Here is a 25749-nt window from a genome sequence, read left to right as displayed (position 1 = left end):
TGCGCCCCTCCGAAACCCTTAACGCCATCATGGCCTGAACCACCCCAACCCCCCGGCGCAAACACGCGCCGGGGGATGCGGCATTCAGTCGGGCCCCAGCCGCGCTTCGATCATATCAGGGCCCAGATCCCCAGCAGGATGACGACGGCGAAGCATGCGATGACAATCAGCACGCCTCGCGGGATTGCGGCTTCATGGTCAGCCGATGGCGCAGGCCCGGTCTTTGCGACCTCTTCGCGGGCTGCCTCGCGGGCCTGTTCGGGGGCGACGGGGTGGCCCGAGGCTTCGTCATCGGTGCCCAGGGGCGTGGCGGCGGGGTCCGGGTGATCGACCTTGTCGGCGGTATCTCCGTGGTCGATGGCATCGCGAAGCTGGGCGGCGTTCGATGGGGTGTCGTTCATGGCATGGGCTTTCTGTCAAAGGAATGTGGGCGCGATGCGCGCAGCGCCAGCGAAAACCCTGCGCCCATGGCCGCGAAACCGGCGGCGACGCTGGCGGGGGGCAGGGCAAGGTGCCAGCCGGGACTGAAGGCGCGGGGCAGGATGCCGTAATCCAGCGTGATGGCCGCCACCGCCGTCCCGATGCCCGCGACCCATGCGGCAATGCCATGCGGCAGGGGAAGGGCGCGGTGCAGCGCCGTGGCGATCAGCCCCCAGAACAGGCAGGCCGCGAAATTCGTCACTGCGCCCAGCCCGGTCCGCGCCAGATCGGGCTGACCGTTCAGGGAAACATCGGGACCGTGAAGCCACTGGCTGGTCGCGTTGAGGAAGGCATGCACCGGCAGCCCGCGCGCAAGTGTCAGGATCGCCAGCACGACCATCAGCGCCAGGAAGGCCAGAAGGCTTGCCCAAAGCCAGTCGGTCGTGCGGGATCCTGACTGGAACGACATGACGACATCCTTCGGTTTCATGGCCTGATGTCGAACGGCGCCCGGGCCGGAATGTTCCGTCAGACCGGGCGCAGCCTGTCGCAGATCGGTGGCGGGCGGGTGAAAACGCCCGCCCGCGCCGCGTCAATGAGCGGTCATCTCGGCCGCGATCTCCTCACCTGTCAGGGCCGAGGGATAGTAGGTCGGCCAGTTCGCGACCTCTTGCAGCAGGGCCGCGCGGTCCTCGCCCCAATAGAGGTGATAGTGATCGGCATCGTTCGGCGCGATGGCATGATCGCTGAACTGGATGAACGCTGGCGCCTGCGCATCGCCCTCGGTCTTGGCAAAGACGTAACGGACGCCACGATTGCCGGATGCGTAGGTCAGCACCTCGTGACCATCGTCGGCGTAGCGCCCCTGCAGGGCAATGCCATCCGCAAAGAAGGTCACGCGGTCTGCTTCGATCAGGATGCGGTCCATATCGGTCTGATAACCGGTCTGGTAATAGGCGCGGTATTCCTCGGCGGTCTTGTCGCCGTGTTCGGCCTTGTGCCGCATCACCGCGTCCAACGTTCCATCCTGCAGCAGCGGATAGACCGACTGCCAGTCCCCTGCCCAATCCGACAGGTCGCGTGCGCGGATCTGGTCGTCGTCGAACAGGCCGGCCTGGATGTCCTTGGCATCATGGGACCGGTCATGATCATGGCTGTGTTCGTGGCCATGGTCATGCTTCTTGTCGGTTTGGGCAGAGGCCTGCGCGGCCATGGCCAGAAACGCGCAGAGCGCGAGGCTGCCGGTCTTGGCGAAAGTCGGGGACATGCGATCCTCATAGCCTAGGATGTAATAACATAACTTGTTCGCATACCGGCGTCGCATATCCTTGGCAAGGGGCGATCCTACGGCGCTTCAAGGATGGGGCCGAAACGGCTATGATGCACATGGCAGCGCAAGGGGTTCGCATGGCATCCTTTCAGCACATGACGGCGCGGGTGGCGGTCTGGAACATTGCCGGTTACCTGGACATCTCGGATGAACGTCTGGCCAACCAGGTCGAGGGGCTGGCGATCCTGGATGCGGAACTGGTGACCCTGGTCGAGGTCCGGCCCTTCGGGCACATGCAGCGCCTGATCGACGGGTTGGCCGCCAAGGGCTGCACCTATCGCGCGGCCATGCTGGCACAGACAAGCGATCTGAACATCGGGCTGCTGTTCAAGGAGGGGGTCGAGGTCGACAACCTGCGCTTCGTGCCGGGATCGGATCTGGACGATCCGCGCCGCCGTAAGGCGATGGTGGCGGATGTCACCATCGGGAAATTCGATTTCACCCTGATCGCCGTGCATCTGAAATCGGGGCGCGACGGACCCGATCAGCGCATTCGCGACGCGCAATGCCAGGTCATCGGGGCCTTCATTGCCGATCTGCGCGCCCGGTCGCGCGAAGACGTGCTGCTGCTGGGCGATTTCAACATGATCCCGGGCGAGGATGTGTCGAACTTCCATCACCTGGGCGGCGACGATCGGATGAACTTCGTGTCGTCATGGGATCTGCAGGACCGCTTCTCGCATATCCTGCCGAAAGGGCGGGCGAACCTGCTGGACGGATTCGCGATTTCCCGCACCTTTTCGACCGAATATATCCGGGGCAGCCTGCGTCTGTTTCCGATGCACTGGACGCTGGACATGGGGCGCGAGGGCTTTCGCGAGAAGGTCTCGGACCATCTGCCCTTCGTCGCCTCGTTCAGGATCGATCGTTCGCGCGACTAGGGCGCGTCCTCATGCGCCTCGCGGTCGATCAGACCGTCGCGCGCAAGCTTGCGGGCCACGATCAGGCAGACCATCGCCCATGCACCGCCTGCCAGCCAACCAGCCGCGACATCGGTCGGCCAATGGACGCCCATATAGACGCGGCTCAGCCCGACCAGGACCGTCAGCAGCACCGCAACCCCCAAGATATAGGCCTTCACGACGACCCGGGCCTGCAACCGTGCCAGCAGCACTCCAAGCGTCAGATAGGCGACCGCCGCCATCATCGAATGCCCCGAAGGGAAGCTGGCCGTATGAACCAGCGATCCGTGCGGCACCAGATCGGGCCGCGGCCGGTCGAACAGGTTCTTGGCAAGGCTGCTGATCACGATCCCGCCGCCGACCGTCGCGATGACATAGATGACGGTGGACCATCTTCGGTACAGCATCAGGAACACCGTGACCGCGGTCGTGGCCAGAACCAGAACCGCCACGCCGCCAAGCGCGGTCAGATCGCGACCCATCTCTTCCAGCCACCAGGGCCCGATGGGGTCCGACAGATCGCCGGGCGTTCGAAGCAGCAGCAGGATCTGCCGGTCGAGGTCGCTGGTCGATCCCTCGACCACCTCGTCGGCAAGTTCGGCAAGCGCCCAGATGGCCGCGACAGCGACGCCCAGCAATACAAGGGTCGTGGCCTCGATGTTGCGGCGGCCGCGGTGGATCAACTGTGCGATCCGGTCGGTTCGGGAAGGTTCGATGCTCATCACCGACAAAAGGCCCGGCGGACCGGATCGGTTCCCACCCGCAGCGGCAGGTCTGCCATCAATGCAGGCTCAGCAGGATCTCGATATCGCGGGTGTCCAGCCGGGCCATCAGCTTGCGCTCGTCAAGGTTCAGCGCATCGCCGTCCTCGATCCGCTGCCTGATCCGCCGCGCCACCTGCGATGTCGGCTGATAATACAGCGTCGGATCCTCGGCGCTCAGCTCTGCGACCACGCGGCGCAGCAGCACCTTCTGCCGTTCGCCGTCGGTTTCCGATTTCTTGTCCTGAAGCATGTCCGGCCCCGCTGTTCCGTTTGCGATCTGTCACCCCGGATATGGGGGCGACAGGGCCGCATCGAAAGCGGGATGCGGCAAATCGTTCGGGTTCTCAGCGTCCCGTGATCCCCTCGATCGCGGGCAGCGGGCGGGGCTGCGTGACCAGATGGGGCTTGCGCTTTTCATAGAACGCGTTGCCACCGGTCGTGACGACGTAATGCATGTTGTTGTAATTCGCGCGATAGGTCGCTGTGTGGAAGAACTGCGCGTTTCGGGTCAGGGGATGGCGTTCGCCCCGCAGGACCGATATGGCCGCGCCCCGGATCAGCGGCGCGCTGCGCTGATCCATCTTGCGCGACAGCACGCCTTTGGCGAACTGGTTCCTCTGGCCGACCACGCCGCAGACGGTATTCGGATACTGGCTGGATCTGACGCGGTTCATGACCACGCTGCCCACCGCGATCATCCCGTCACGGCTGGAGCGGTTGGATTCGAAATACATCGCACGCTCCATGCATTCCAGTTCGGACTGACGAGAGATGCCCCCGCATGCCGACAGGGTTGCCAGGGTCAGGGTCAGAAGGATCGCATTCGTAACGGGTTGCAGGGGCATTCGGGTCATTTCCGGTTCGGTGATGTCGGGGGCCACCTTCGCCCGGAACCCGGGGGCGGGCAAGCCGGTCCATGTGCCACCCCTTGTGATTATGGTATGCACAAATTAGCGTCACCGAAAAGGCAGGCCCGATCGCATATGACCAGACCCACCATCATCACGCTCTCCTCGATCCCGCCGCGCTTCGACCGGATCGGTCCGACACTCGAGGCCATAGTCGCGCAGACGCTGCCGGCCGCCGAGGTCAGGCTCTATATCCCGAACTTCTATCGCAGGTTTCCGAACTGGGACGGCAAGCTGCCCGAGGTGCCGCAGGGCGTGACCATCCACCGCTGCGAGGATCTGGGCCCCGCGACCAAGATCCTTCCGGCCTGCCGCGATCTGGCCGGCCAAGATGTGGACATCCTGTTCGGCGATGACGACAAGCGATACGATCAGGACTGGCATGGGCGGTTCAAGGCCTGCCGCGAACGCCATCCCGGCTTCTGCATCGTGGAGGCAGGCGAGACGCTGCCCGATATCGCGGACGACCGCCGCGATCCGTCGCGGCTGCCCCGCGCGGCGCGATGGGGGCGCAAGCCGATTTCGTATCGGCTCAGGCGGTTGTTGTCCGGATTCCGCGTGAAATCCTCGATCTATGCCCAAAGCGGGTTCGTCGACATCCTGAACGGGCACGGTGGGGTGATGGTCAGGCCGGACTGGTTCGGCCCCGAGGCATTTCGCATTCCCGACATCATCTGGACCGTGGACGATCCCTGGCTGTCGGGTCATCTGGAACATGCGGGCATCCCCATCTGGCTGAATGCCGGGGTGTCGCGGATCGAAAGCTTCGAGATCGGCACGACCCATTCGCTGCTGGCCTTCTGCGAACAGGGCCATGGCCGGGTCGAGGCCGACCTGGCGGCCATCGACCATCTGCGCCGAAGTCTGGGGATCTGGCAACCTTGCGGCCAACCCGCCGCCCCGGCCGGCCACATGGGTCGCACGATGAAGGCGCTGGCGCTCCGGGCCTGTCACGCGGCCGGGTGATCGGCCCCGTAAAGGCTGACGGTATCGCGGCGCAGCTGCCGCATCTCGGCCTGCGCAAGATGGCCGCGCGCATGTTCGACATCGCCGCCGCTGCTTCGCAGCGCCTTCTGCCAGATGCGCAGCGCGGACCGGGGCGACCAGGGCAGGGCGGCCTCGGCCAGCCAGCATCGCAGCGGGCCGGGCAGGCGGTCGTATTCGGCCATCGGATCGCAGGACCGCCTGCGCTGGCGCAGGTGACTGCGGATATTCGCGCGAGCTGTCGTCATCAGGCCACCCTCCATTCGGGGAAGGGGTCGGGCATGTCGGTCCAGTTCGCGGGATCCTGTCCTTCGGCATCGGGCAGCAGTGCCGCGTCCAGTGCCGCCGTGATCGCGGCGGGGTCCATCGCGGCGCCGATGAAGACCAGTTCCTGACGGCGGTCGCCAAAGGGTTCGGACCAGTGGCGTTGCAGGTATTCGACCGCCTCGGGGTGATCGGGCCAGCGGTCCTGCGGGACGCTGGCCCACCAGCGCCCGGCCGGTCGGACGCTGCTCAGCGCGCCCGCCAGCGAGAATTCGGCCAGCCAGTCGGGGCGGGTGGCGATCCAGAAATGGCCCTTGGCGCGGATCACGCCGGGCAGCGGGCCGGACAGGACCTGTTGCAACAGCGCCGGATCGAAGGGTCGCCGCGCACGGTAGACAAAGGACGACACGCCGTATTCCACGGTCTCGGGCACGTGGTCGGCAAAGCCGTAAAGCTCTTTCGCCCACATCGGATGCAGATGCGCCTTGTCGAAATCGAACAGGCCGGTGTCGAATATGCGTTCGGGGGGAACCTGGCCGTGATCGGTCTCGACCAGGGTCGCGTCGGGGTTCAGCGACCGCACGATCTTGCGTGCGGCATCCAGCGCGGCGGGTCCGGCATCGGTGATCTTGTTCAGCACGATCACGTCCGCGAATTCGATCTGATCGACCAGAAGGTCCACGATGTGGCGTTCGTCGTCATCGCCAAGCGCCTCTCCGCGATCGCGCGTCAGGTCGTGGCTGGAATAATCCCGCAGCAGGTTCACCGTATCGACGACGGTGACCATCGTGTCCAGGCGTGCGACATCGGACAGGCTGGCACCGTTCTCGTCGCGGAAATCGAAGGTGGCGGCGACGGGCAGGGGCTCGGCGATTCCGGTGCTTTCGATCAGCAGGTAATCGAAGCGCCCCTCGGCGGCCAGGCGGCGCACCTCGTGCAGCAGGTCGTCGCGCAGGGTGCAGCAGATGCAGCCATTCGTCATCTCGACCAGCTTTTCCTCGGTATGGCTGAGGTCGGCCGTGCCGCGGACCATGTCGGCGTCGATATTCACCTCGGACATGTCGTTGACGATCACCGCGACGCGCCTGCCATCGCGGTCGTTCAGCACCTGGTTCAGAAGCGTGGTCTTGCCCGCGCCCAGAAAGCCCGAGAGCACGGTGACGGGAAGGCGGGTGTCGTCGCGTGGCATGGTGGCTCCGTAATGTAATACTATTACTTAAATACGGAGATCGGCGCAGGGGCGCAAGGCGCAGTTTGCGCCCGGACATGAAAAGGACCGCCGACCCCGATGGGGCGGGCAGTCCGGATGCGCGGCCCCGGAGGCACCGGGGCACGGGGTCTTCAGATCAGAAGTAGCCGCGGCTCGAATTGTCGACCTTGCCTTCGGGGGCTTCGATCTTGGTCACGGTGACCGGCGTGTCGGCGTCCAGATCGGCATCGGCCAGTTCACGGGTGGTCATGACGCTGCCTGCGGGCACCTCGACGGTGGTGACGGCGGTGGCTTCGCGGTCGGCGGCACCGATCGGGCCCTGGCTGCTGGCCTCGGCGACGCCGGTTGCCAGAACGAGTGCGGAAATGGCTGCAAATGCGGTTTTCATCTGTCTTCTCCAGTCTTCGGGTGGGGCGGCCGATCGTTCGGGCCGTCTTGATGAACAACAGATGGGGCCGGGATGCGCCGGTGATTAGGCGTCCGTTTTCAAGTTCAGTGTTCGGTCTCGTTGAACAATCGGGTGGTTGAAATGCCGCAGTCCAATACGGGGGTGCGACAAGGGGCCTTGGGCCTGCGGCCTCGTCAAGCGGCGATCCCGCGTCTATGGAAGGACCGAAGCGCAGCCCGCCATGCAGGTCCCCATGCCCGATGCGAAACAACCCGCCGCCCCGAACCCGCGTGCCCTTGCGCGGGACCGGATCATCCGCCCGGTCGAGGGACTTCTGAAATCCGCGGGCAGGCTGTCCGTGCTGTCGGGGATGCTGTGGCCCGTCCAGGCCGGGGCGATCGCCTGGGCGGTGTCGGGTTGGGTCGACGGCGCCACGGATCCGGCGCGCACCCTGGTCGCGGCGGCGATCTTCGCGCTGTGCGGTCTGATCCGGGCGGCGCTGGACCACCGCGCCGGGGCGCTGCTGTTCGACGCCGCCGATACGACCATCGCGCGAGAGCGCGCGGCCCTGATCGGGCGCGAGGCGCGTGCGCTGGCCGATGCGGGGTCGGCCTCGTTGGCCTCGCTGGCGGTGCAGAAGCTGCCGCTGCTGCAGCCCTGGATCACGCGCTATCACGTGGCGATGATGCGCGTCATGGTGCTGCCGCCCCTGCTTCTGGTGCTGGCCTTCACGCAATCATGGGTCGTGGGCCTGACCCTGCTGGTCGCCGGTCCGCTGATCCCGCTGTTCATGGCGCTGGTGGGCATGGCGGCCGAGGAGACCTCGCGCAGGCAGATGGACGAGATCGCCAGCATGAACGACATGCTGATGGACCGCCTGGCCGCGCTGACCGATATCCGGCTGCTGGGGGCCACGGATCGCGCAGCCCGGGGTTTCGCCCTGCGGGCCGAGACGCTGCGGACGCGCACGATGGCCGTGCTGCGGATCGCGTTCCTGTCCTCGACCGTGCTCGAGCTGTTCTCGGCCCTGGGCGTGGCGCTGGTGGCGGTCTTCGTGGGCTTCACCCTGCTGGGAGAGATCGGCTTCGGAAGCTGGGGCAGTCCGCTGACCCTGGGCGAGGGGCTGTTCCTTCTGCTGATCGCGCCAGAGTTCTTCCAGCCGCTGCGCGACCTGTCGGCAGCCTGGCACGACCGGGCCGCCGGTCTTGCGGTGGTGTCCGAACTGGACGCGCTGGACGGGGCCGAACGCGTGGCCATGATGGGCGAGGGCGCGGCGGTTGGGCCCCTTGCCGGACGCTTCGATCTTCGTTGCGAAGACGCATGCGCTATGTTGCCGGGGCGTCGCGTGGCGATCCCCGACCTGCAGGTCGGCCCCGGCGGCACGCTGGCCATCACCGGCCCAAGCGGCGCGGGCAAGAGCACGACCCTGGCCGCGATCGCGGGCCTTGTGCCACTGGCATCCGGGCGGATCGGGGTCTGCGGCGCCACGCTTGGGCCCGATACCGCGGATCGCTGGCGCAGCCGGATCGCCTTTGTGCCGCAGCGCCCGCATTTTCCCGACCTTCCGCTGCGCGACTGGCTGGACCCGCGCGGCATGGGCGCCGACCCGTGGGCGGCGCTGCGGCTGGCCGATGCGACCCGCATCGTCGAACGCCTTCCGGACGGATTGGAAACGCATCTGGGCGAGAGCGGCGGCGGCGTATCCGGCGGCGAGGCCCGTCGCCTGATGCTGGCCCGCGCGGTCATGGCCGGGGGCGATCTGATCCTGGCGGACGAGCCGACCGCCGATCTGGACGACGAGACCGCCGCCCGCATCATCGCGGCGCTTGCGCGGATCGCGACATCCGGCCGCGCGATCGTCGTGGCCACCCATGATCCCGCGCTGGCCGCTGCCATGGCCCACAAGGTCGAGGTTCGCGCATGAGAGAGATCGTCCAGGTCGTCCGTCTTCTGATCGGCGCGGCACCCGGCGCGATGCTGCGCGGGGCCGTCCTGTCGGTCGTCGTCCTGCTGATGGGGGCCGCCCTGCTGGGGCTGTCGGGCTGGTTCATAACCGCCACGGGGATCGCGGGGCTGGCGGGCATCGGCATCGCCTTCGACGTGTTCCGCCCCTCGGCCGGGGTGCGGTTCCTCGCGCTTGGGCGGACGGCGGCACGATACGGCGAAAGGCTGCTGACCCATGACGCGATCCTGCGGGCATTGGCAGTGCTGCGTGTCGCGATCCTGCGCAGTTATGCCCGGCTGGACGCGCATGCGCTGGCCCGATTGCGGGGCGAGACGATCCTGACCCGGATGATCGCGGATGTGGATGCGCTGGACGGGCTGGTCCTGCGGGTCGTGCTGCCTGCCGTTGCGGGGCTGGTCACGCATCTCGCGGTATTCGCGGCGCTGATCTGGCTGGTCGGCGCCCCCGTCGCGTTGGCGGTCGCCGCGGTCTATGTCCCTGGCGCCATCCTGACCCTGTCATGGCTGGCCGGGCGCAGCATGCGGCCCTCGGATCGGGCCGAACGCGGCGCGCAGGCGCTTCGCCGCGGGTTCATCGACCTGATGCGCGACCGCGAGGCGCTGATCCTGTCGGCAAGGCTTGCCGACCGAGAGGCCGCGCTGATCGCACGTGACGATGCGACCCGACGCGACATCGCGGCGCTGGACCGGGTCGAACGGGCGGCAGGCATGGGGCTGGCCATCACCGTGACGCTGGCGGTGGCCGCCGCATTCGTCGCAGGCGGCGCAATGCTGCAGGCGGGCCTGATCGGGCCCGCACGCGCGGTCATCGGTCTGTTCGTGGCGCTGGCCCTGGCCGAGACCGTGCTGCCGCTTCGCCGCGGCTTTGCCGAACTGGGGCGGCTGGTCGGGGCCGCGCGCAGGGTGCACCCGGATGCGGGCCGCGATGCCGTGGACGACCGGCCCGAACTGCCCGCCGCGCCCGATCTGGTCGTTGCCCGTTCACAGATCGCGCTGAACCTGCAGCCCGGTCAGGCCATCGCGCTGACCGGTCCATCGGGCGCGGGCAAGAGCACCCTTCTGCTGGCGATCGCGGGCATGACGCCTTGCTGCGGCATCGCCCTTGCGGGTCGTGCGCCCACGGACTGGTCGGAAACGTCCCTGCGCCGCCGGGTCATCCTGCTGCCGCAGCGAACCGCGCTGATCGGCGGCACCATCCGCGAGAACCTGGCCCTTGCAGGCGATTTCACGGATGACGGGATATGGGACGCGCTGCGCGTCGTGGACCTTAAAGACGCGATCCGCGAACGCGGCGGCCTTGAGGCACGGCTGGCCGAAGGCGGTGCGGGTCTGTCGGGCGGGCAGGCCAAGCGCCTGGCCATGGCGCGCAGCCTGCTGCCGCGTCCGGATCTTCTGCTGCTGGACGAACCGACCGAAGGGCTGGACCGCGATACCGCGGACCGGGTGCTGGCCAATATCCGGGCCCATCTGCCCGAAGCATCGCTGCTGGTCGCGCTGCATCGCGGGCATGATCACCCGATCTTCGATGGCCGCGTCCACCTGTCGCAGCGGCTGACCCCGACAAAGTGATGTGCGATTGATCCAGGTCAAATCGCACCCGCGGCCCGACTGCTAGGACCGACGCGCCGCCAATTGCGGCAAAGGTCCTGAAGGAGTGTGCCGCAATGGAACTCGACGTGGTCGAGCTGTCTCGCCTGCAATTCGCGATGACGGCGATGTATCATTTTCTCTTCGTGCCGCTGACCCTGGGCCTTTCGGTCCTGGTCGCGATCATGGAGACGGTCTATGTCATGACCGGTCGCCCGATCTGGCGTCAGATGACGAAATTCTGGGGCACGCTGTTCGGGATCAACTTCGTCCTGGGGGTCGCGACCGGCCTGACCATGGAATTCCAGTTCGGCATGAACTGGAGCTATTACAGCCATTACGTCGGCGACATCTTCGGCGCCCCCCTTGCGATCGAGGGGCTGATGGCCTTCTTCCTCGAGGCGACCTTCGTGGGGCTGTTCTTCTTCGGCTGGGACAAGCTCAGCCGGATCGGCCACCTGACGGTCGCATGGCTGGTGGCGATCGGGTCGAATTTCTCGGCGCTGTGGATCCTGATCGCGAATGGCTGGATGCAGAACCCGGTCGGCGCCTCGTTCAACCCCGATACCATGCGGATGGAGATGGACAGCTTCTACGAGGTGCTGTTCAACGAGGTCGCGCAGGCCAAGTTCGTGCATACCGTGTCGGCAGGCTATGTCACGGCCGCGATGTTCGTTCTGGGCGTGTCGGCCTGGTATCTGCTCAAGGGCCGCCACGTGGCGCTTGCGCGCCGCTCGATCACGGTGGCCGCGTCCTTCGGTCTTGCCGCCGCCCTGTCCGTCGTGGTCCTGGGCGACGAGAGCGGGTATGCCGCCAGCCATACGCAGCGCATGAAGCTGGCCGCGATGGAGGGGATGTGGGAAACCCACGACGCCCCCGCGCCCTTCACCGCCTTCGGCATCCCCGATGTCGAGGCGCGCGAGACCCATTACGCGCTGGAGATCCCCTTCGTGATGGGCCTGATCGGCACCCGCTCGCTTGCGACCGAGATCCCGGGCATCAACGACCTGGTGGCCGAGGCCGAGGAGCGCATCGAGAGCGGCATCATCGCCTATGACGCGCTGATGACGATCCGCGAGAGCCGCGACGCCACCCCGCCCGAGATCCGCGCGACATTCGAGGAGAACTCGGGCAATCTGGGCTTCGCCTTCCTGCTGCTGCGCCACATGGAGGACCCCCGCGACGCGACCCCCGAACAGATCGCCAAGACCGCCGAGGAGACGATACCGGGCGTGCTGCCGCTGTTCTGGTCCTTCCGCTTCATGGTCGCGCTCGGGTTCACGCTGATCATCGTGATGGCCTATTTCTTCTGGCGCTCGTCCTTCCAGCAGCAAAGCTATCCCCGGTGGGCGCTGTGCGTGGCGGTCGCGGTCATTCCGGCCCCCTGGATCGCGGCGGAACTGGGCTGGTTCGTGGCCGAATACGGTCGCCAGCCCTGGACCGTGGACGGCGTTCTTCCCACCGCCCTGTCGGTCAGCCATCTGGGCGTGGGCGACCTGCTGCTGACCTTGGCGGGCTTCGTCACCTTCTACACCATCCTCTTCGTCGTCGAGATGGGCCTGATGCTGAAATACATCCGCAAGGGTCCGTTCCAGGATGTCGAGGAAACCGAGGCCTGGGAGGCGCGCCATGAACGGCGCCTGCGCAGCGACGACGCGCCCATGCCCTTCGCGCCTGCCGGCGCCACCCCTGCGGAGTAACGGACATGATCCTTCACGAACTGATATCCTATGACATGCTGCGGGTCGTCTGGTGGCTGCTGCTGGGGGTGCTGCTGATCGCCTTCGCGCTGACCGACGGTTTCGACATGGGGGTCGGCGTGCTGCTGCCCTTCGTGGGCCGGACCGACCTGGAACGCCGGGTCGCGATCAACACGGTCGGCCCGGTATGGGAGGGGAACCAGGTCTGGTTCATCCTCGGCGGGGGTGCGATCTTCGCGGCCTGGCCGCCCCTCTATGCGGTCAGCTTCTCGGGGTTCTACCTTGCGATGTTCGCGGTGCTGGCCGCGCTGATCCTGCGCCCGGTGGCCTTCAAGTACCGTTCCAAGCGGGAAGGGCAGGCCTGGCGCAGCGGCTGGGACTGGGCGCTGTTCACGGGCGGGGCCGTGCCTGCGCTGGTCTTCGGCGTCGCGGTGGGCAACGTCCTGCAGGGCGTGCCGTTCGAGCTGACGCCGGATCTCTTCTCGCGCTACGAGGGCAGCTATTACGGCAAGTTCTTCGGGCTGCTGAACCCCTTCGCGCTACTGACGGGCGTGGTGTCGCTGGCGATGCTGGTGACGCATGGCGCGGCCTGGCTGTCGCTCAAGGCCGAGGGTCCGGTGGCGGAACGCGCCCGCCGCATCGGCGGGGTCACGGGGATGGTCACCATCGCCGCATACGTCCTGGCGGGGCTGTGGCTGGCCTTCGGGATCAACGGTTATGCCATCATCGGGCAGGTTGTGACGGACGGTCCGTCGAACCCCCTTTATTCCGAAGTGGCGCGGACCGGGTCCTGGCTGCAGGTCTATGGCGCGCGACCGTGGATCGTGATCGCGCCGGTCCTGGGGCTTCTGGGCATGGCGATGGCGGTGATGGGCCTGCGCGCGGGACGAGAGGTCTCGACCCTGCTCTGGTCCAAGCTGGGGATCTTCGGCGCGATCGCCAGCGTTGGGCTGACGATGTTCCCCTTCATCCTGCCCTCCTCGATCGATCCGCGTTCATCGCTGACGGTCTGGGACAGTTCGTCCTCGCATGCGACGCTGTTCATCATGCTGGTGGCGACGGCGATCTTCCTGCCGATCATCCTGCTCTATACCGCCTGGGTCTATCGGGTGCTGTGGGGCAAGGTCACCGCCGATGACATCACCGGCAATTCCGACAGCGTGTATTGAGGAAAGGAACGTCTGATGTGGTATTTCGCCTGGCTTCTGGGCCTGCCCCTGGCCGCGATCTTCGCGGTGATGAACGCGATGTGGCTTGAAATGCAGCGCGACCGCGTGCTGGCCGACGAACACGAGGAACGCCCCCCGGCCGTGCGGGGCTGACCGGGTCAGCGGTAATGATCGCCCATCATGGCGGCTTCCCAGTTGCGCAGGAAATCGGCCCGCTTGATCCGGTCGAGGAATGTCAGCAACCCCGGCCCCAGCCGGATCGACAGGAAGCTGCCCCGGTTCTGGCGCAGCAGCTGGCCGATGGGTGACCGGGGGCGGGTGATCGGGTCCAGCGGTATCAGCACGCTTCGGGTCTCGATCACATGCTGGCCTTCCTCGGACAGAAGGAAGACCACGAAGGCCTCGGCCATTTCCCAATGGGGCGCGCCCTTCGGCACGAAGGCCGTCCGCGACATCACCAGGTTGTAATCGTCAAGGAAATGGACCCCCACATCCGCGTATTCCGGCCCCAGATGCAGCGCATAGGGCCCCAGCACGTTCAGCGCCATCGCCAGCTCTCCGCGGCGCGTGGCCTCGACCATGGCCGAGGTGCAGCAATAGCTGCGCATCTCGGCCCGGCCCAGAACCTCGGTCAGCCGCTGCGCCTGCACGCTCTGGATCGTGTCCTGCGTGGCGAACAGGTATCCCACGCCCGACTGGCGCAGGTCGTATCCGCCGATCTTGCCGCGCAGCTCGGCCTCGTGGTCCCGGATGAAGCTGGACAGATCGCGGTGACTGGTCGGCAGATCCTCTGCCGACAGGGCGCGGCGGTCATAGATGATGGCTGCGGGTTCGAAGGTGAAGCCGAACAGCTCGGACCGCCATTCCGCCCAATCGGGCGGCCGGTCCCATTCGGGCACCTGCAGATGACGGGCAAGCCCACGATTGACCAGATCCACCTGCAGATCCATCGCGGATGAGATCACGACATCCGGCATCCTGTCCGGGGTGGCCTGCAGCATCGCGCGGTGCAGGTCCACCGTCTGGAACTCCTGATACTCGATCGCCCAGCCGGGATGGCGTTCCTCGAACGCGGCGATCAGCGGTTCCATCGCGACCCGGTCGGTCGAGGCCCAGAGGGTCAGTTCCTGCGCACCGGCCACGCGCGGGGTCCCGAGAACGCCCATGCAGATCAGCAGCAGCGCCGCCACCCGCGGAAACAGGATCGAGGCCCGCAGACCGCCCAGGGACGCGCGGCCCAGTTCCAGCCGACCGCCATGCCCCTCGGCCACGGAACGCACGATCGCCAGGCCCAGACCCGACCCCGCGGTCCTGCGGTCGATCGAGATGAAGCGCTCGGTCGCCCGGTCCAGCTGGTCTTCGGGGATGCCCGGACCCGCATCCGACACGGTCAGCCGGACGGTCCTTTCGTCGGCGGACAGCTCGATCAGGATGGTGTTGTCCGTCCCGCCGTGGCGCACGGCATTGTCGATGAGGTTCCGCAACGCCTCGCGGATGGATATCTCGTCGCCGCGGATCGGTGCGGTCCCGCCCGGCAGTTCGGCATCCTCGAGCGATATCGTCACGTCGCGCAGGCGACGTTCGCGCAGCAGTTCCGCCAGCGCATCGCGCACGACCCTGCGCAGGTCCAGCGGTTCCAGCCGCGTGTCGTCCGACCGGTGGATGACCATGGCATTCGCCAGCAGCTGGTTGGTCAGATGCACCGTGCGTTCGGCCTGCTGTTCGGCCTTGGCCAGCCTGCCGCGCATCCGTTCGGGATCGTCGCTGTCCACGGCCAGCGCCAGCTGCCCCTGCAGTGCCGACAGCGACGTGCGCGTCTGATGCGCCACATCGGCGATGAAGCTTTCGGTCAGGGCGCGGCTGCGGCCAAGCTGGCCGATGAAGCCGTTGATCGCGCGAAAGAGGCCCGCGATCTCTTGCGGGGGGTCGCCCCTGATCGGGGACAGGTCGCGCGGGGTGCGTGCCAGCAGCGTGTCCGCGATGGCGCGCAGCGGCGCCAGCGAGGTGCGGATCGCCAGCCAGACGAAGACCAGTCCGATCAGCGACACGCCCCCGATCCCGGCCATGCCGTAGAGGAACAGGGCATCGCGTTGCGCATTCCGCGCCCGCAGGGTCTGGCCGATCTGCACGATGACCCATTCGCGCCCGCTGTTCGAGGTGATCTGCCGGCCCTGGTAGACGAAGCGGAACCCCTCATCCAGGTCCTGGTCGTAGAAGACCGGATCGACGGAAGGGCCGCCGCTGTCGGGGATGGGCAGGCCCGGCATTCCCGTCAGCTCGCCATAGCCGGGCGAATGGACGCGATAGACGACCCGGTCGTCCGAGGCCAGCGCCAGGATGTCCATCGCCGATTGCGGCAGATCCACCGTCGGGCCGTCGGAATTGTAGGATACGCGTTCCAGCACCGACAGCGCGGCCCCCGCCAGCAGCAGGTCGTAGGTGCGGTTCGCCGCCGCCCGGCTGTAGTTCCACAGCAGGACCGAGATCAGCAGCAGAAGCAGCAGGAATCCCGCCGCCATGCTGGCCAGCAGGCGCCGTTTCAGCGAATGGCCCGAACGGGGCTCAGTCGTCGTCGACATAGGCCATGTATCCCAGGCCACGCGCCGTCTTGATGACCAGGGGCGTGCCCTCCAGCTTGCGGCGCAGGCGGGTGATCAGCTGTTCGACCGCGTTCAGGCTGGGCGTCACGTCGAAGGTATAGAGCTTGTCGGCGACCTCTTCCTTGGTCAGCATCCGGCCCAGGTTGTCCAGCATGATCTGGAGAAGCTGAACCTCCTTGGCGCGCAGATCCAGAAGCCTGCCGTCCACGCGGGCCTGCTTGGCCGCCCGGTCGAAGCTGAAGCGCCCCGCGGCGAAGACATTGCTGGAACTGCCCGCCCGTCTGCGTGCCAGGACCCGGCACCGGGCCGACAGCTCTCGGAAATCGAATGGCTTGACCATGTAGTCGTCGGCCCCCGCATCCAGGCCCACCACGCGGTCGTCGATCTCGCTGCGGGCGGTCAGCACGATGACGGGTGTCGCATCGCCCCGCGTGCGCATGGAGCGCAGCACCTCGTATCCGTTCCGTCCGGGCAGGTTGATGTCCAGCAGGACGATGTCGAAGCTGGCAAAGCGCAGCAGGTCGTTGGCCTCGTCGCCATCGGCCTCGCGATCGACGGAATGCCCCTCGCTCCGAAGGCGATCGATGATCGTCTCGGCCAGTTCGTCGTTATCCTCAACCAGAAGCATCCTCATGGCGGCGACATTAGTCGCTCGGCCCGGCGGCGGGAAGCGCGCATCGGGGGCGGTGGCCCCGTGTCAGCGTCCTGTCAGCTTCGGGTCAGCAAGCAAACAGCCGATCCGTTCCATAAGCGTAGCCGGCCCTCGGGCCGTGATATCTGGGAGGATCACATGAAATTCACGACCATTCCGACGGCGCTTGCCTGCGTCATGGGACTTGCCGCGCCCGCGCTGGCCCAAAGCGACATTCATCGCCCCGAATGCGTGGCCCCCGCCAACCCGGGCGGCGGCTTCGATCTGACCTGCCGCGTGGCCCAGACCGGCCTGCAGTCGCATGTCACGGACCCGGTGCAGGTGACCTTCATGCCGGGCGGCATCGGCGCCGTGGCCTTCAACCAGTTCAACACCAACCGTTCCGATGACGGCAGCGCCATCGTCGCCTTCTCGACCGGGTCGCTACTGAACATCATCACCGGCAAATACGGCGCCTTCGACGAGAATTCGGTCCGTTGGGTCGCCACCGCGGGTGCCGATTTCGGGGCCGTCGTGGTGCGCGCCGACAGCGAATACCAGTCGCTGAAGGACGTGATGGACGATCTGGCCGCCGATCCCCAGAGCGTGGTCGTCGGCGCGGGCGGTTCGGTCGGATCGCAGGACTGGATGAAGGGCGCGCTGCTGATGCGCGAGGCGGGCGGCACGCCGATGCAGATGCGCTATGTCGCCTTCGACGGCGGCGGGGATGCCATCGCATCGCTTCTGGGCGGCTCGATCGAGGTCTATACCGGCGATGTGGGCGAGATGGTCCCCTATCTCGACAGCGGGGACATGCGCATCCTTGCGACCCTGGCGCCCGAGCGTCTGGACCCGCCCTTCGATCAGATCCCGACCGCGAAGGAACAGGGCTACGACGTCGAATGGACGATCCTGCGCGGCTTCTACATGGGCGGCGAGACCTCGGACGAGGATTACGCCAAATGGGTCGATGCCTTCGAGGCGGCCTATGCCACCGAGGAATTCGCCAAGGTCCAGACCGAACGCGGCCTGCTGCCCCTGAACATCGCCGGCGACGAGCTGAGCGCCTCGATCCAGGAGCGCGTGAAGATGCTGCGCGAGGTCGCCACCGAGGCCGGCCTGATCCAGTGACAACCCGCGGGTGACGCGAAGGGCCGGTTCCCGGGCGGGGGCCGGCCCCGACGCGACCCGCCCCCTTCCAACAATAGGAGGCTCAAATGGCCAACCGCATCTTTGCGGCGCTTCTTCTGGTCGTGACCCTGGGCTATGCGTTCATCGCCTTCGCCGTGATCAAGGCGCCGTTCCAATACGATCCGCTCGGGCCCGAAAGCTGGCCGCGCATCCTGTCGGTCGTGGCCATCCTGTGCCTGCTGACGATCCTGTGGCGCCCCGATGCCGCAGGGTTCGACGTGACCGGGCATGTCTGGTTCCGGCTGACCGCGGCGGTGGCCCTGCTCTTTGCCTATGCCGAGCTTTACGAGCCGCTCGGCTTCATCCTGTCGACCATCCTCTTCGGGACCGTGCTGGCGGCGATGCTGGGCGCGACCAAGCTGCGGGCCCTGGGCTTCGGCGTGGCGGCGGGGATCGCGGGCTATCTGCTCTGCGTGACGCTGATGGATCTCAACCTTCCGCGGGGCGATCTGATCGTGCCGCTTCTTGACGCCGGCCAGCAAGGAGCCAACTGATGGATACCGTTCTTTCCGGTCTGGCGACAGGCTTCGCGGTCGCGCTGGACCCGTTCAACCTGATGCTGGTGATGGTGGGTTGCTTCGTGGGCACCCTGATCGGCGCGCTGCCGGGGCTGGGGCCCATCAACGGCGTGGCGATCCTGCTGCCCATCGCATACGGCCTGGGCTTTCAGCCCGAATCCGCGCTGATCCTGCTGGCGGGCATCTATTACGGCGCCGAATATGGCGGGCGGATCTCGTCCATCCTGCTGAACGTTCCGGGCGATGCCGGGGCGGTGATGACGACGCTGGACGGCAATCCGCTGGCACGGGCGGGGCAGGCGGGTCGCGCGCTGTCGCTCTCGGCGGTTGCGTCCTTCGCGGGGGGCACCTTCGCGGTCATCCTGATGTCGCTGTTCGCGCCTGCGCTTGCCAGCTTCGCGGTCACCTTCGGGCCGGGCGATTATGTCGCGCTGATGGTCTTCGCCTTCGCCTCGCTTGCCTCCCTCGTGGGCAAGAGCACCGTCAAGACGCTGCTGGGCGCCACGATCGGGCTGATGCTGGCCACCATCGGCATCGACGCGAACACGGGCGTGCCGCGCTATACCTTCGGGCTGCCGGACATCCTGTCGGGGATCGATTTCCTGATCGTGGTCGTGGGCCTCTTCGGCATGGCCGAACTGCTGACCCTGGTCGAGCATCAGGCACGGGGCACGCTGAAGTCGCTGCCGGTCGATCGCAGCTTCGTGCGCATGGCCGATCTGGCGGCGACGAAATGGACGATCCTGCGGTCCTCGATCATCGGGTTCTTCATCGGCATCCTGCCCGGCACCGGCGCTTCGGTCGCCTCGGCCGTGGCCTACGGGACCGAGAAGCGCATCAGCGACAAGGACGGCACCTTCGGCACCGGCGACATCCGCGGTCTTGCCGCCCCCGAGGCCGCGAACAACGCGGCGGCGGGCGGGTCCATGGTGCCCATGCTGACGCTTGGCATTCCCGGTTCGGGCACGACCGCGATCCTGCTAGGCGCGCTGTTGATGTTCAACATCCAGCCCGGCCCGATGATGTTCGCCCAACGCCCCGAGGTCGCCTGGGGTCTGGTCGCCTCGATGTATATCGGCAATGTCGCGCTTCTGGTGATCAACCTGCCGCTGGTGGGCCTGTTCGCCCGGATGCTGACCATTCCGCAGCACTATCTGACGCCGCTGATCGCGATCCTGGCCTTCATCGGGATCTATACCATCGTCGGCAATCCGCACGACCTGTTCATGATCACGGGCCTGGGCGTCTTCGGCTGGTTCCTGCGCAAGCTGGACTTCAGCCTTGCCCCGGTGATCCTGGGCTTCGTCCTGGGCGGCCTGTTCGAGGACAACCTGCGCCGCGCGCTCTCGATCTCGGGCGGTGACTGGGGCATCCTCGTCGCGGACTGGAAGAGCGTGATGCTCTATGGTCTGGCGCTGCTGGTCGTGATCCTGCCGATCTGGATGGGTCGTCGCGCAAGGGCCGCGGCGCGGAAGATGTGACAGGGGACGGCATGGCTTTGTCGAAGGACATGAGGGCGGCGGGGCTGACGGGCCTTGCCGCATTGGGGGGGGCGGCGCTTGCCGCCCTCCTGGGCATTCCGGCAGGGGCGCTGATCGGGGCCATGCTTGCCGTGGCCGCCCTGGGCGCTGCGGGTCATGCCGTCGGGCTGCCGGTCATCGCGCGTGACCTGGCCTTTCTGGTCATCGGCATCTCGCTCGGGGCCGGGATCGACGCGCAGGTGGTGCCGCATCTGCCGGGCTGGTCCGTCAGCCTGCTGGGGCTGGCGGTGGCGCTGGTGGCGACGCTTGGCGCAAGCAGTCTGCTTCTGAACCGCATCTTCGGCATCGACTGGCAGACGGCCGTGCTTGCCAGTTCGCCCGGGACGATGTCGAACGCCGTGGCCATCGCGATCGAGGGCAAGGGCGACGCCGCCGCGGTCACGATCCTGCAGCTGATGCGGCTGGTGATCCTGGTGACGCTAGTGCCGCCCGTCGCGGCGGTGCTGGGGGCGCCCGATGGCGGGGCCGCCGCCGACCGCGCGGTGATGGCGCTGCCCGCGCTGGTGCTGCTGCTGGCCATCGGTCTGCCGCTTGGACGCCTTGCCGGGCGGCGGGGCATCTCAGCTGCCTGCCTGCTGACGGGCATCCTTCTCAGCGGGATCGCGCATGGGGCCGGTCTTCTGCATGGCGCGGCCCCGGCCTGGATGATCTTTCTGGGGTTCACGGTGACGGGCGCGGTGCTGGGAACCCGGATCAGCAAGGTCGACCTGCGCGCGGCCCTGCGTCTGGCCGGGGCGGGGGTCGTCGTGGTAGGGATGGCGCTTGGCATGGCGCTGGTCTTTGCGGTGATCACGCGGGCGCTGACGGGGTTTCCCCTGGGGCAGATCCTGATCGCCTATGCCCCCGGCGGGGTCGAGGCGATGGCCGCGATCGGGCTGGCGCTCGGGTATGATCCGGCCTTCGTGGCGGCGCATCACTTCGCGCGCATCCTGATCCTGCTGGCGCTGGTACCGCTGTTCCTGCGCCGAGCGCGTTGAGGCGGTTCAGTCCAGATCGGGCAGATAGGCGGTCAGGAACCCCAGGCACAACAGGAACGACAGATAGACGAAGACCTGCTGCATGCCGATCTGATCCGCCAGCGCCCCAAGGGCCGCCGCCCCAAGGGCGCCGACCCCGAAGGCGAAGCCGAAGACGAAGCCGGCCACCATGCCGACCTTCTGCGGCATCAGCTCCTGCGCGAAGACCACGATGGCCGAGAACGCCGAGGACAGGATCAGCCCCACCAGCACGCTGAGGACGACCGTGCCCGTCAGCCCCAGATGCGGCAGGACCAGCGCAAAGGGCAATGCGCCGATGATCGATCCCCAGATCACCTTCTTGCGCCCGATCCTGTCGCCGACCGGGCCGCCGAAGAACGTGCCGAAGGCGACCGCGGCCAGGAAGACGAACAGCAGACCCTGCGCCTGGCGCACCTCGAGGCCGAATTTCTCGATCAGGAAGAAGGCGTAATAGGCCTTGAAGGTCTCGATATAGACGAACTTGCTCAGCAGCAGCGCCCCGAGGACGGCGAAGGCCAGGATCAGACGCCTGCGCGCGATCAGGGGCGCGATCGGCGCCTGACTGCCTGCTGCGCGCGTCATCCGCAGATGGTTCGTGAACCACTGCGCGATCCGCAGCAGCACGATTACGGCAATGACGGCCAGCAGCCCGAACCAGACCGTGCTGGCCTGCCCGAGCGGCAGGACGATCAGCGCCGCCGCCAGCGGTCCAAGGGCCGTCCCCGCATTGCCGCCGACCTGGAAGCTGGACTGCGCAAAGCCCAGCCGCCCCCCCGACGCCATGCGGCAGACCCTGGATGCCTCGGGGTGGAACAGCGCCGAACCAAGGCCCAGCATCGCCGACGCCCCCAGAAGCGCGCCGAACGACCCCGCCATCGCCAGCATCACCACGCCCAGGGCCACGATCGCCATCGACACGGCCAGGGTATAGGGCTTGGGCCGCAGATCGCCATAGAGCCCCATGACAGGCTGCAGGATGCAGGCCGTGATCTGCTGCGCCAGCGTCAACAGGCCCAACTGGAAATAGGTCAGCCCGAAATCGGCCTTCAGCACGGGATAGAGCGCGGGCAGCAGGAACTGGATCAGGTCGTTGATCAGATGCGTCGCGCTGACCGCGATGATCACGGAATGCGAGGTCGGCAGCAGGCTGGTTCTCTGGGTGATCATGAGGGTGCTCGGCGTTTGATCGGAACTTGCACGTCGTGAACCGGCACGACGGCGCGACCCTCATCGCATATCATTCCCCGTGGTGCATCGAAATTGTGCATCCTCATTGGCGATCGCGGCAATCAGGCCGCGGCAATCAGACCGCGGCAATCAGCAGCAAGGCCAGCGCGACCAGCAGCACCAGCGACAGCACGACGGTCGCGATGACACGCGGCCCCGCGGCCATCACTGCGCGTGCATCGACGCCCAGCCCCAGTGCAGCCATCGCGATCACGGTCAACGCCCCCGCCGCGTGAGAGATCGGCTGCAGCGCGAATTCGGGCACCAGCCCGGCCGACCGCAGAAACAGCATTGCCAGAAAGCCGAAGATGAACAGCGGCGGCATGACCCCCCGGCGCCCGCCCGAGGCGCGCGCGCCGTCGCCTGCGCGCGCAGCCACGATGGACAGGACCACCGTCACGGGCCCCAGCATCAGCACGCGCACCAGCTTGACCAGCGTGCCGATCTGGATGGCCGCGGCCCCCATCGGCGCGGCAGCGGCCAGCACCTGTGGCACCGCATAGACGGTCAGCCCCGACAGCACGCCGTATTGCACGGCCTCCAATCCGGCAAGGTTGCCGATCAGCGGCATCGCCAGCACCACGAAGACGCCCAGCACGGCCGTGAAGGCGATGGCGGCGGTGACGTCATCCCCATCGGCATCGATGACCGGCGCGACTGCCGCAATCGCCGAATTGCCGCAGATCCCGTTTCCGCAGGCGATCAGCAGCGCCATGCGCCAGGGCAGTCCCATCAGCCGTCCCAGCAGGAAGGCGCCCGGCACGGCCAGCGCGACCAGCGCCACGATGGCCAGCAGCATTCCCGGACCGATGGACATCAGCGCCTGCGCGCTGACCGAGGCCCCCAGCATGACGACGGCAATCTCCAGCACCGTCTTGGCCGAAAAGGCGATCCCGGCCCCGAAGACCGCGGGGGGCGTCCATATCGTGCGCAGCACGGCCCCCAGCAGGATCGCCAGCACCAGCGGCTCCAGCCACTCGGCCCCGAAGATCGCATGTTCCGCGCGACCAAGGATCACCGCCAGCCCGCCGATCAGCGCGCTGAGCGCCAGACCCGGTGCGATCTTGCGTAGCCTCCGACCGGAGGTGGGCATGGAATGGCGAAGCGTCATCGGCAGCGACATGGGGGGATCCTTCGACAGGTTCGGTCGTCTTGCAGCATCTGCAATCGGATCAATTCTTCAAACGGAATGATTTTCTCGTTATGATCGGATTGTTCGATCAATGAGGCGACCATGACCCCCGAGCAGCTTCGCGTCTTTGTCACCGTGGCCGAGATGCAGCACGTCACCCGTGCCGCCCAAGTGCTGAACATGACGCAATCGACGGCCTCGGCCGCGATCGCCGCGCTCGAGTCCCGGCATGACGTCAGGCTGTTCGACCGTATCGGGCGCGGCATCGCCTTGACCGAAGAGGGCCGGGCATTCCTGCCCGAAGCGCGTGCCGTGCTTGCACGCCTGACCGAGGCCGAGGCGATGCTGTCCGATACGCGCAGCCTTGCACGGGGGCATATCCGCATGATCGCCAGCCAGACGATCGCGGGCTATTGGCTGCCTGCCCGGATCGCTTCGTTCCGCAGGTTGCATCCGGGGCTGACGATCACGCTGACCATCGGCAATACGCGCGACGCAATGGAGGAGGTGCTGCGCGGCAGATTGGACCTTGCGCTGGTCGAGGGGCGCGTCAGCGATCCGCTGCTGGAACGGCGCGAGATCGGCCGCGACAGCCTGCGCCTTGTCAGCGCGCCGCCGGGGCCCCGATGCCCCTCGGCGCAGGTGATCCGCGATGCCGATTGGGTCCTGCGCGAGGCAGGTTCCGGAACGCGTTCAAGCGCCGAGGACGCGCTGGCCGATCTGGGATTCGAACCGCCGGCCCTTGGGAACGCACTGGTGCTGCCGTCGAACGAGGCGGTGATGTCCGCGGTCGAGGCGGGCGCCGGCATCGCCATCCTGTCCGCGCTGGTCGTCGCGCGTTCGCTGGACGCGGGTTCCCTGGTCGATTGCGGTCTGACCCTTGCCCCGCGGCCCTTCTATGCGCTGCGGCACAAGGGCCATTACCTGACCCGCGCGACCGATGCCTTCCTTCGCTCGTTGCAGGACAGCTGAGCCGGGGCATGCGGGGCTGGTTGAGCCCATGCCAGATCGACCCGTTGCACAGAACGCGGTGTTCTGGCTTGCGGGCCTGCCTGGCAGGTCATCGCATGCCGAACTGCAGTCTGTGCGAGCGTCGTTGGCTGTGCCACCTTGGCTTGGCAGCTACTGACTGCAAGGGCGGTCTTCGTTTCGGTGGGTATGCATACCGAATTCCACGCTAGAATCAGGATAAATATTGCTGCGCATCGCATTGAAGCAGAAAGGCTATACAAGCGCCGTAGCAGATGAGGGAGGACAAGAGATGACCAAATCAATAGACGCCGATCCCGTCGGTGTGGCGCTGATCGGCGCGGGGATGATCGCACCCACGCATGTCGCGGCCCTTTCGGACGCCCGCGACAAGGTCCGACTGAGAACGGTGATCTCTCGTCGGCCCGAGCGGGCGCAGCACCTTGCCGAACTCTATGCCGGAGAGACGCCCGAGTTTTCGTCCGACCTGGCCGCAGTGGCGGCGGATCCTTCGATCCAGGTGGCGATCGTGGCCACGCCGCCAAGTGTCCGGCGCGACGTGATCGCGGAATTGGCGCGTTCGGGCACGCATATCCTGCTGGAGAAGCCGGTCGGCCGGAACCCGCACGAGGCGCGCGAGGTCGTCGAGATCTGCGAGAAGGCCGGCGTCACGCTTGGCGTTCTGTTCCAGCACCGGATGCGGGCGCCGTCGCAGGCGGCAGCCCGGCTTGTCGCGGACGGCGGCCTTGGGCGGCTGGGCCTGGTCGAGATCGCGGTGCCGCTGTGGCGTGCGCAATCCTATTACGACGAGTTGGATCGCGGCACCTATGAGCGCGATGGCGGCGGGGTGTTGATCACCAATGCCATCCATTCCATCGACCTTGCGCTCAGCCTGACGGGGCCGGTCGCCAGCGTGCAGGCGATGACCGCGACCACGTCCCTGCACCGGATGGAGGCCGAGGATTTCGCCGTTGCCGGCCTGCGCTTCCGAAACGGCGCGGCAGGATCGCTGATCGCAGGCACCGCGATGTATCCCCACCGAACCGAGGTGATCCGGCTGCATTTCGACAATGCAAGCCTGCGGCTGGACAAGGATGCGCTGCAGATCGACTGGCGGGACGGCCGCCACGAGGTCGAAGCCCAAGACGATGCCCCGCGGGATGTGAACCCCCTGTCGGGCGGCAAGCATGAATGGCACCAAGCCGTCATCGAGGATTTCATCGACGCCCTGCGCCATGGCCGCAAACCCATGGTCACGGGACGAGAGGCGCTGATCTCTCACGATCTGATCGCGGCCATCGAGGCATCGTCGCGTGACGGGCGGCGGATCGACCTGACGGACTGACGCCCT

Annotated in this window: 26 protein-coding genes; 13 read left to right on the top strand and 13 right to left on the bottom strand. The window is 66.9% G+C overall.

Features of this window, described 5'->3' with window-relative positions; all coding sequences use genetic code 11:
• Positions 1-110 precede the first annotated feature (110 nt).
• From KO490_RS10090 to KO490_RS10080, 3 genes are all read right to left on the bottom strand, one after another.
• On the bottom strand, positions 111-401 hold the full coding sequence (locus KO490_RS10090) for a hypothetical protein (RefSeq protein WP_216019291.1): 291 nt from the start codon (positions 399-401) through the stop codon (positions 111-113).
• A complete protein-coding gene (locus tag KO490_RS10085; protein WP_216019290.1) occupies positions 398-889 on the bottom strand; it encodes a hypothetical protein in 492 nt (163 codons plus the stop codon). The genes KO490_RS10090 and KO490_RS10085 overlap by 4 nt, the downstream gene beginning before the upstream one ends.
• A gap of 123 nt (positions 890-1012) precedes the next feature.
• Positions 1013-1687 (bottom strand): metal-binding protein ZinT, encoded by a 675-nt coding sequence (locus KO490_RS10080; RefSeq protein ID WP_216019289.1) that lies wholly within the window; start codon positions 1685-1687, stop codon positions 1013-1015.
• A 140-nt stretch (positions 1688-1827) separates the two neighbouring features.
• On the opposite strand from KO490_RS10080, the gene KO490_RS10075 reads away from it, so the two are divergent.
• A complete protein-coding gene (locus KO490_RS10075; RefSeq protein ID WP_216019288.1) occupies positions 1828-2631 on the top strand; it encodes an endonuclease/exonuclease/phosphatase family protein in 804 nt (267 codons plus the stop codon).
• Here KO490_RS10075 and KO490_RS10070 read toward each other — a convergent pair.
• The 3 genes from KO490_RS10070 to KO490_RS10060 form a co-directional block, all read right to left on the bottom strand.
• Positions 2628-3374, bottom strand: coding sequence for a phosphatase PAP2 family protein (locus KO490_RS10070; RefSeq protein ID WP_216019287.1), 747 nt, complete (start codon positions 3372-3374; stop codon positions 2628-2630). The genes KO490_RS10075 and KO490_RS10070 overlap by 4 nt on opposite strands.
• A gap of 58 nt (positions 3375-3432) precedes the next feature.
• A complete protein-coding gene (locus tag KO490_RS10065) occupies positions 3433-3666 on the bottom strand; it encodes a hypothetical protein (protein WP_216019286.1) in 234 nt (77 codons plus the stop codon).
• A 94-nt stretch (positions 3667-3760) separates the two neighbouring features.
• Complete coding sequence (locus tag KO490_RS10060; protein WP_216019285.1) at positions 3761-4261, bottom strand: cell wall hydrolase; 501 nt, start codon at positions 4259-4261, stop codon at positions 3761-3763.
• A 138-nt stretch (positions 4262-4399) separates the two neighbouring features.
• On the opposite strand from KO490_RS10060, the gene KO490_RS10055 reads away from it, so the two are divergent.
• On the top strand, positions 4400-5290 hold the full coding sequence (locus tag KO490_RS10055) for a glycosyltransferase family 2 protein (protein WP_216019284.1): 891 nt from the start codon (positions 4400-4402) through the stop codon (positions 5288-5290).
• Here KO490_RS10055 and KO490_RS10050 read toward each other — a convergent pair.
• The 3 genes from KO490_RS10050 to KO490_RS10040 form a co-directional block, all read right to left on the bottom strand.
• Positions 5275-5556 (bottom strand): DUF6525 family protein, encoded by a 282-nt coding sequence (locus KO490_RS10050; RefSeq protein WP_252727111.1) that lies wholly within the window; start codon positions 5554-5556, stop codon positions 5275-5277. The genes KO490_RS10055 and KO490_RS10050 overlap by 16 nt on opposite strands.
• On the bottom strand, positions 5556-6761 hold the full coding sequence (locus tag KO490_RS10045) for a GTP-binding protein (RefSeq protein WP_216019283.1): 1206 nt from the start codon (positions 6759-6761) through the stop codon (positions 5556-5558). Before KO490_RS10045 ends, KO490_RS10050 begins: the two co-directional genes overlap by 1 nt.
• 157 nt (positions 6762-6918) lie before the next feature.
• The gene (locus KO490_RS10040; protein WP_216019282.1) at positions 6919-7170 is read right to left on the bottom strand and encodes a hypothetical protein; all 252 of its coding nucleotides are present in this window, start codon (positions 7168-7170) and stop codon (positions 6919-6921) included.
• Positions 7171-7423: 253 nt separating this feature from the next.
• Here KO490_RS10040 and KO490_RS10035 point away from each other — a divergent pair, with 253 nt between their 5' ends.
• From KO490_RS10035 to cydX, 5 genes are all read left to right on the top strand, one after another.
• Positions 7424-9094 carry an ABC transporter ATP-binding protein/permease gene (locus KO490_RS10035; RefSeq protein ID WP_216019281.1) on the top strand — a complete coding sequence of 557 codons (1671 nt, stop codon included), beginning with the start codon at positions 7424-7426 and terminating at the stop codon, positions 9092-9094.
• Positions 9091-10704, top strand: coding sequence for an amino acid ABC transporter ATP-binding/permease protein (locus tag KO490_RS10030; RefSeq protein WP_252727110.1), 1614 nt, complete (start codon positions 9091-9093; stop codon positions 10702-10704). Before KO490_RS10035 ends, KO490_RS10030 begins: the two co-directional genes overlap by 4 nt.
• A 95-nt stretch (positions 10705-10799) precedes the next feature.
• Positions 10800-12422 (top strand): cytochrome ubiquinol oxidase subunit I, encoded by a 1623-nt coding sequence (locus tag KO490_RS10025; RefSeq protein WP_216019280.1) that lies wholly within the window; start codon positions 10800-10802, stop codon positions 12420-12422.
• 5 nt (positions 12423-12427) lie between these two features.
• Positions 12428-13591, top strand: a complete 1164-nt coding sequence (gene cydB / locus KO490_RS10020) for a cytochrome d ubiquinol oxidase subunit II (RefSeq protein WP_216019279.1) — start codon at positions 12428-12430, stop codon at positions 13589-13591.
• Positions 13592-13606: 15 nt separating this feature from the next.
• Positions 13607-13744 (top strand): cytochrome bd-I oxidase subunit CydX, encoded by a 138-nt coding sequence (cydX, locus tag KO490_RS10015; protein ID WP_216019278.1) that lies wholly within the window; start codon positions 13607-13609, stop codon positions 13742-13744.
• A 5-nt stretch (positions 13745-13749) separates the two neighbouring features.
• Here the strand turns inward: cydX and KO490_RS10010 are convergent, their stop codons facing one another.
• Together KO490_RS10010 and KO490_RS10005 are read right to left on the bottom strand one after the other, a co-directional pair.
• Positions 13750-16170, bottom strand: a complete 2421-nt coding sequence (locus KO490_RS10010) for a sensor histidine kinase N-terminal domain-containing protein (protein ID WP_252727109.1) — start codon at positions 16168-16170, stop codon at positions 13750-13752.
• Positions 16154-16825 carry a response regulator transcription factor gene (locus tag KO490_RS10005; RefSeq protein ID WP_252727108.1) on the bottom strand — a complete coding sequence of 224 codons (672 nt, stop codon included), beginning with the start codon at positions 16823-16825 and terminating at the stop codon, positions 16154-16156. The genes KO490_RS10010 and KO490_RS10005 overlap by 17 nt, the downstream gene beginning before the upstream one ends.
• Positions 16826-16981: 156 nt before the next feature.
• Between KO490_RS10005 and KO490_RS10000 the strand changes: the two genes are divergently transcribed.
• The 4 genes from KO490_RS10000 (at position 16982) to KO490_RS09985 (ending at position 21049) form a co-directional block, all read left to right on the top strand.
• Positions 16982-17953: a tripartite tricarboxylate transporter substrate binding protein gene (locus KO490_RS10000; RefSeq protein WP_216019277.1), complete on the top strand. Its 972-nt coding sequence runs from the start codon at positions 16982-16984 to the stop codon at positions 17951-17953.
• 86 nt (positions 17954-18039) lie between these two features.
• Positions 18040-18507: a tripartite tricarboxylate transporter TctB family protein gene (locus tag KO490_RS09995; protein WP_216019276.1), complete on the top strand. Its 468-nt coding sequence runs from the start codon at positions 18040-18042 to the stop codon at positions 18505-18507.
• Positions 18507-20012 (top strand): tripartite tricarboxylate transporter permease, encoded by a 1506-nt coding sequence (locus tag KO490_RS09990; RefSeq protein ID WP_216019275.1) that lies wholly within the window; start codon positions 18507-18509, stop codon positions 20010-20012. Before KO490_RS09995 ends, KO490_RS09990 begins: the two co-directional genes overlap by 1 nt.
• An 11-nt stretch (positions 20013-20023) precedes the next feature.
• Positions 20024-21049, top strand: a complete 1026-nt coding sequence (locus KO490_RS09985) for an AbrB family transcriptional regulator (RefSeq protein WP_216019274.1) — start codon at positions 20024-20026, stop codon at positions 21047-21049.
• 6 nt (positions 21050-21055) lie between these two features.
• On the opposite strand, the gene KO490_RS09980 is transcribed toward KO490_RS09985, so the two are convergent.
• A complete protein-coding gene (locus tag KO490_RS09980) occupies positions 21056-22237 on the bottom strand; it encodes an MFS transporter (RefSeq protein WP_216019273.1) in 1182 nt (393 codons plus the stop codon).
• Positions 22238-22373: 136 nt separating this feature from the next.
• Positions 22374-23420 carry a YeiH family protein gene (locus tag KO490_RS09975; protein WP_216019272.1) on the bottom strand — a complete coding sequence of 349 codons (1047 nt, stop codon included), beginning with the start codon at positions 23418-23420 and terminating at the stop codon, positions 22374-22376.
• Positions 23421-23531: 111 nt separating this feature from the next.
• Here KO490_RS09975 and KO490_RS09970 point away from each other — a divergent pair, with 111 nt between their 5' ends.
• Together KO490_RS09970 and KO490_RS09965 are read left to right on the top strand one after the other, a co-directional pair.
• Positions 23532-24401, top strand: coding sequence for a LysR substrate-binding domain-containing protein (locus KO490_RS09970; protein WP_216019271.1), 870 nt, complete (start codon positions 23532-23534; stop codon positions 24399-24401).
• 289 nt (positions 24402-24690) lie between these two features.
• The gene (locus KO490_RS09965) at positions 24691-25743 is read left to right on the top strand and encodes a Gfo/Idh/MocA family protein (protein ID WP_216019270.1); all 1053 of its coding nucleotides are present in this window, start codon (positions 24691-24693) and stop codon (positions 25741-25743) included.
• Positions 25744-25749: the final 6 nt, after the last annotated feature.

It is taken from the genome of Paracoccus sp. C2R09 (assembly GCF_018860625.1).
Taxonomy (GTDB): Bacteria; Pseudomonadota; Alphaproteobacteria; order Rhodobacterales; family Rhodobacteraceae; genus Paracoccus.
This window is presented reverse-complemented; position numbering and strand designations above follow the sequence as displayed.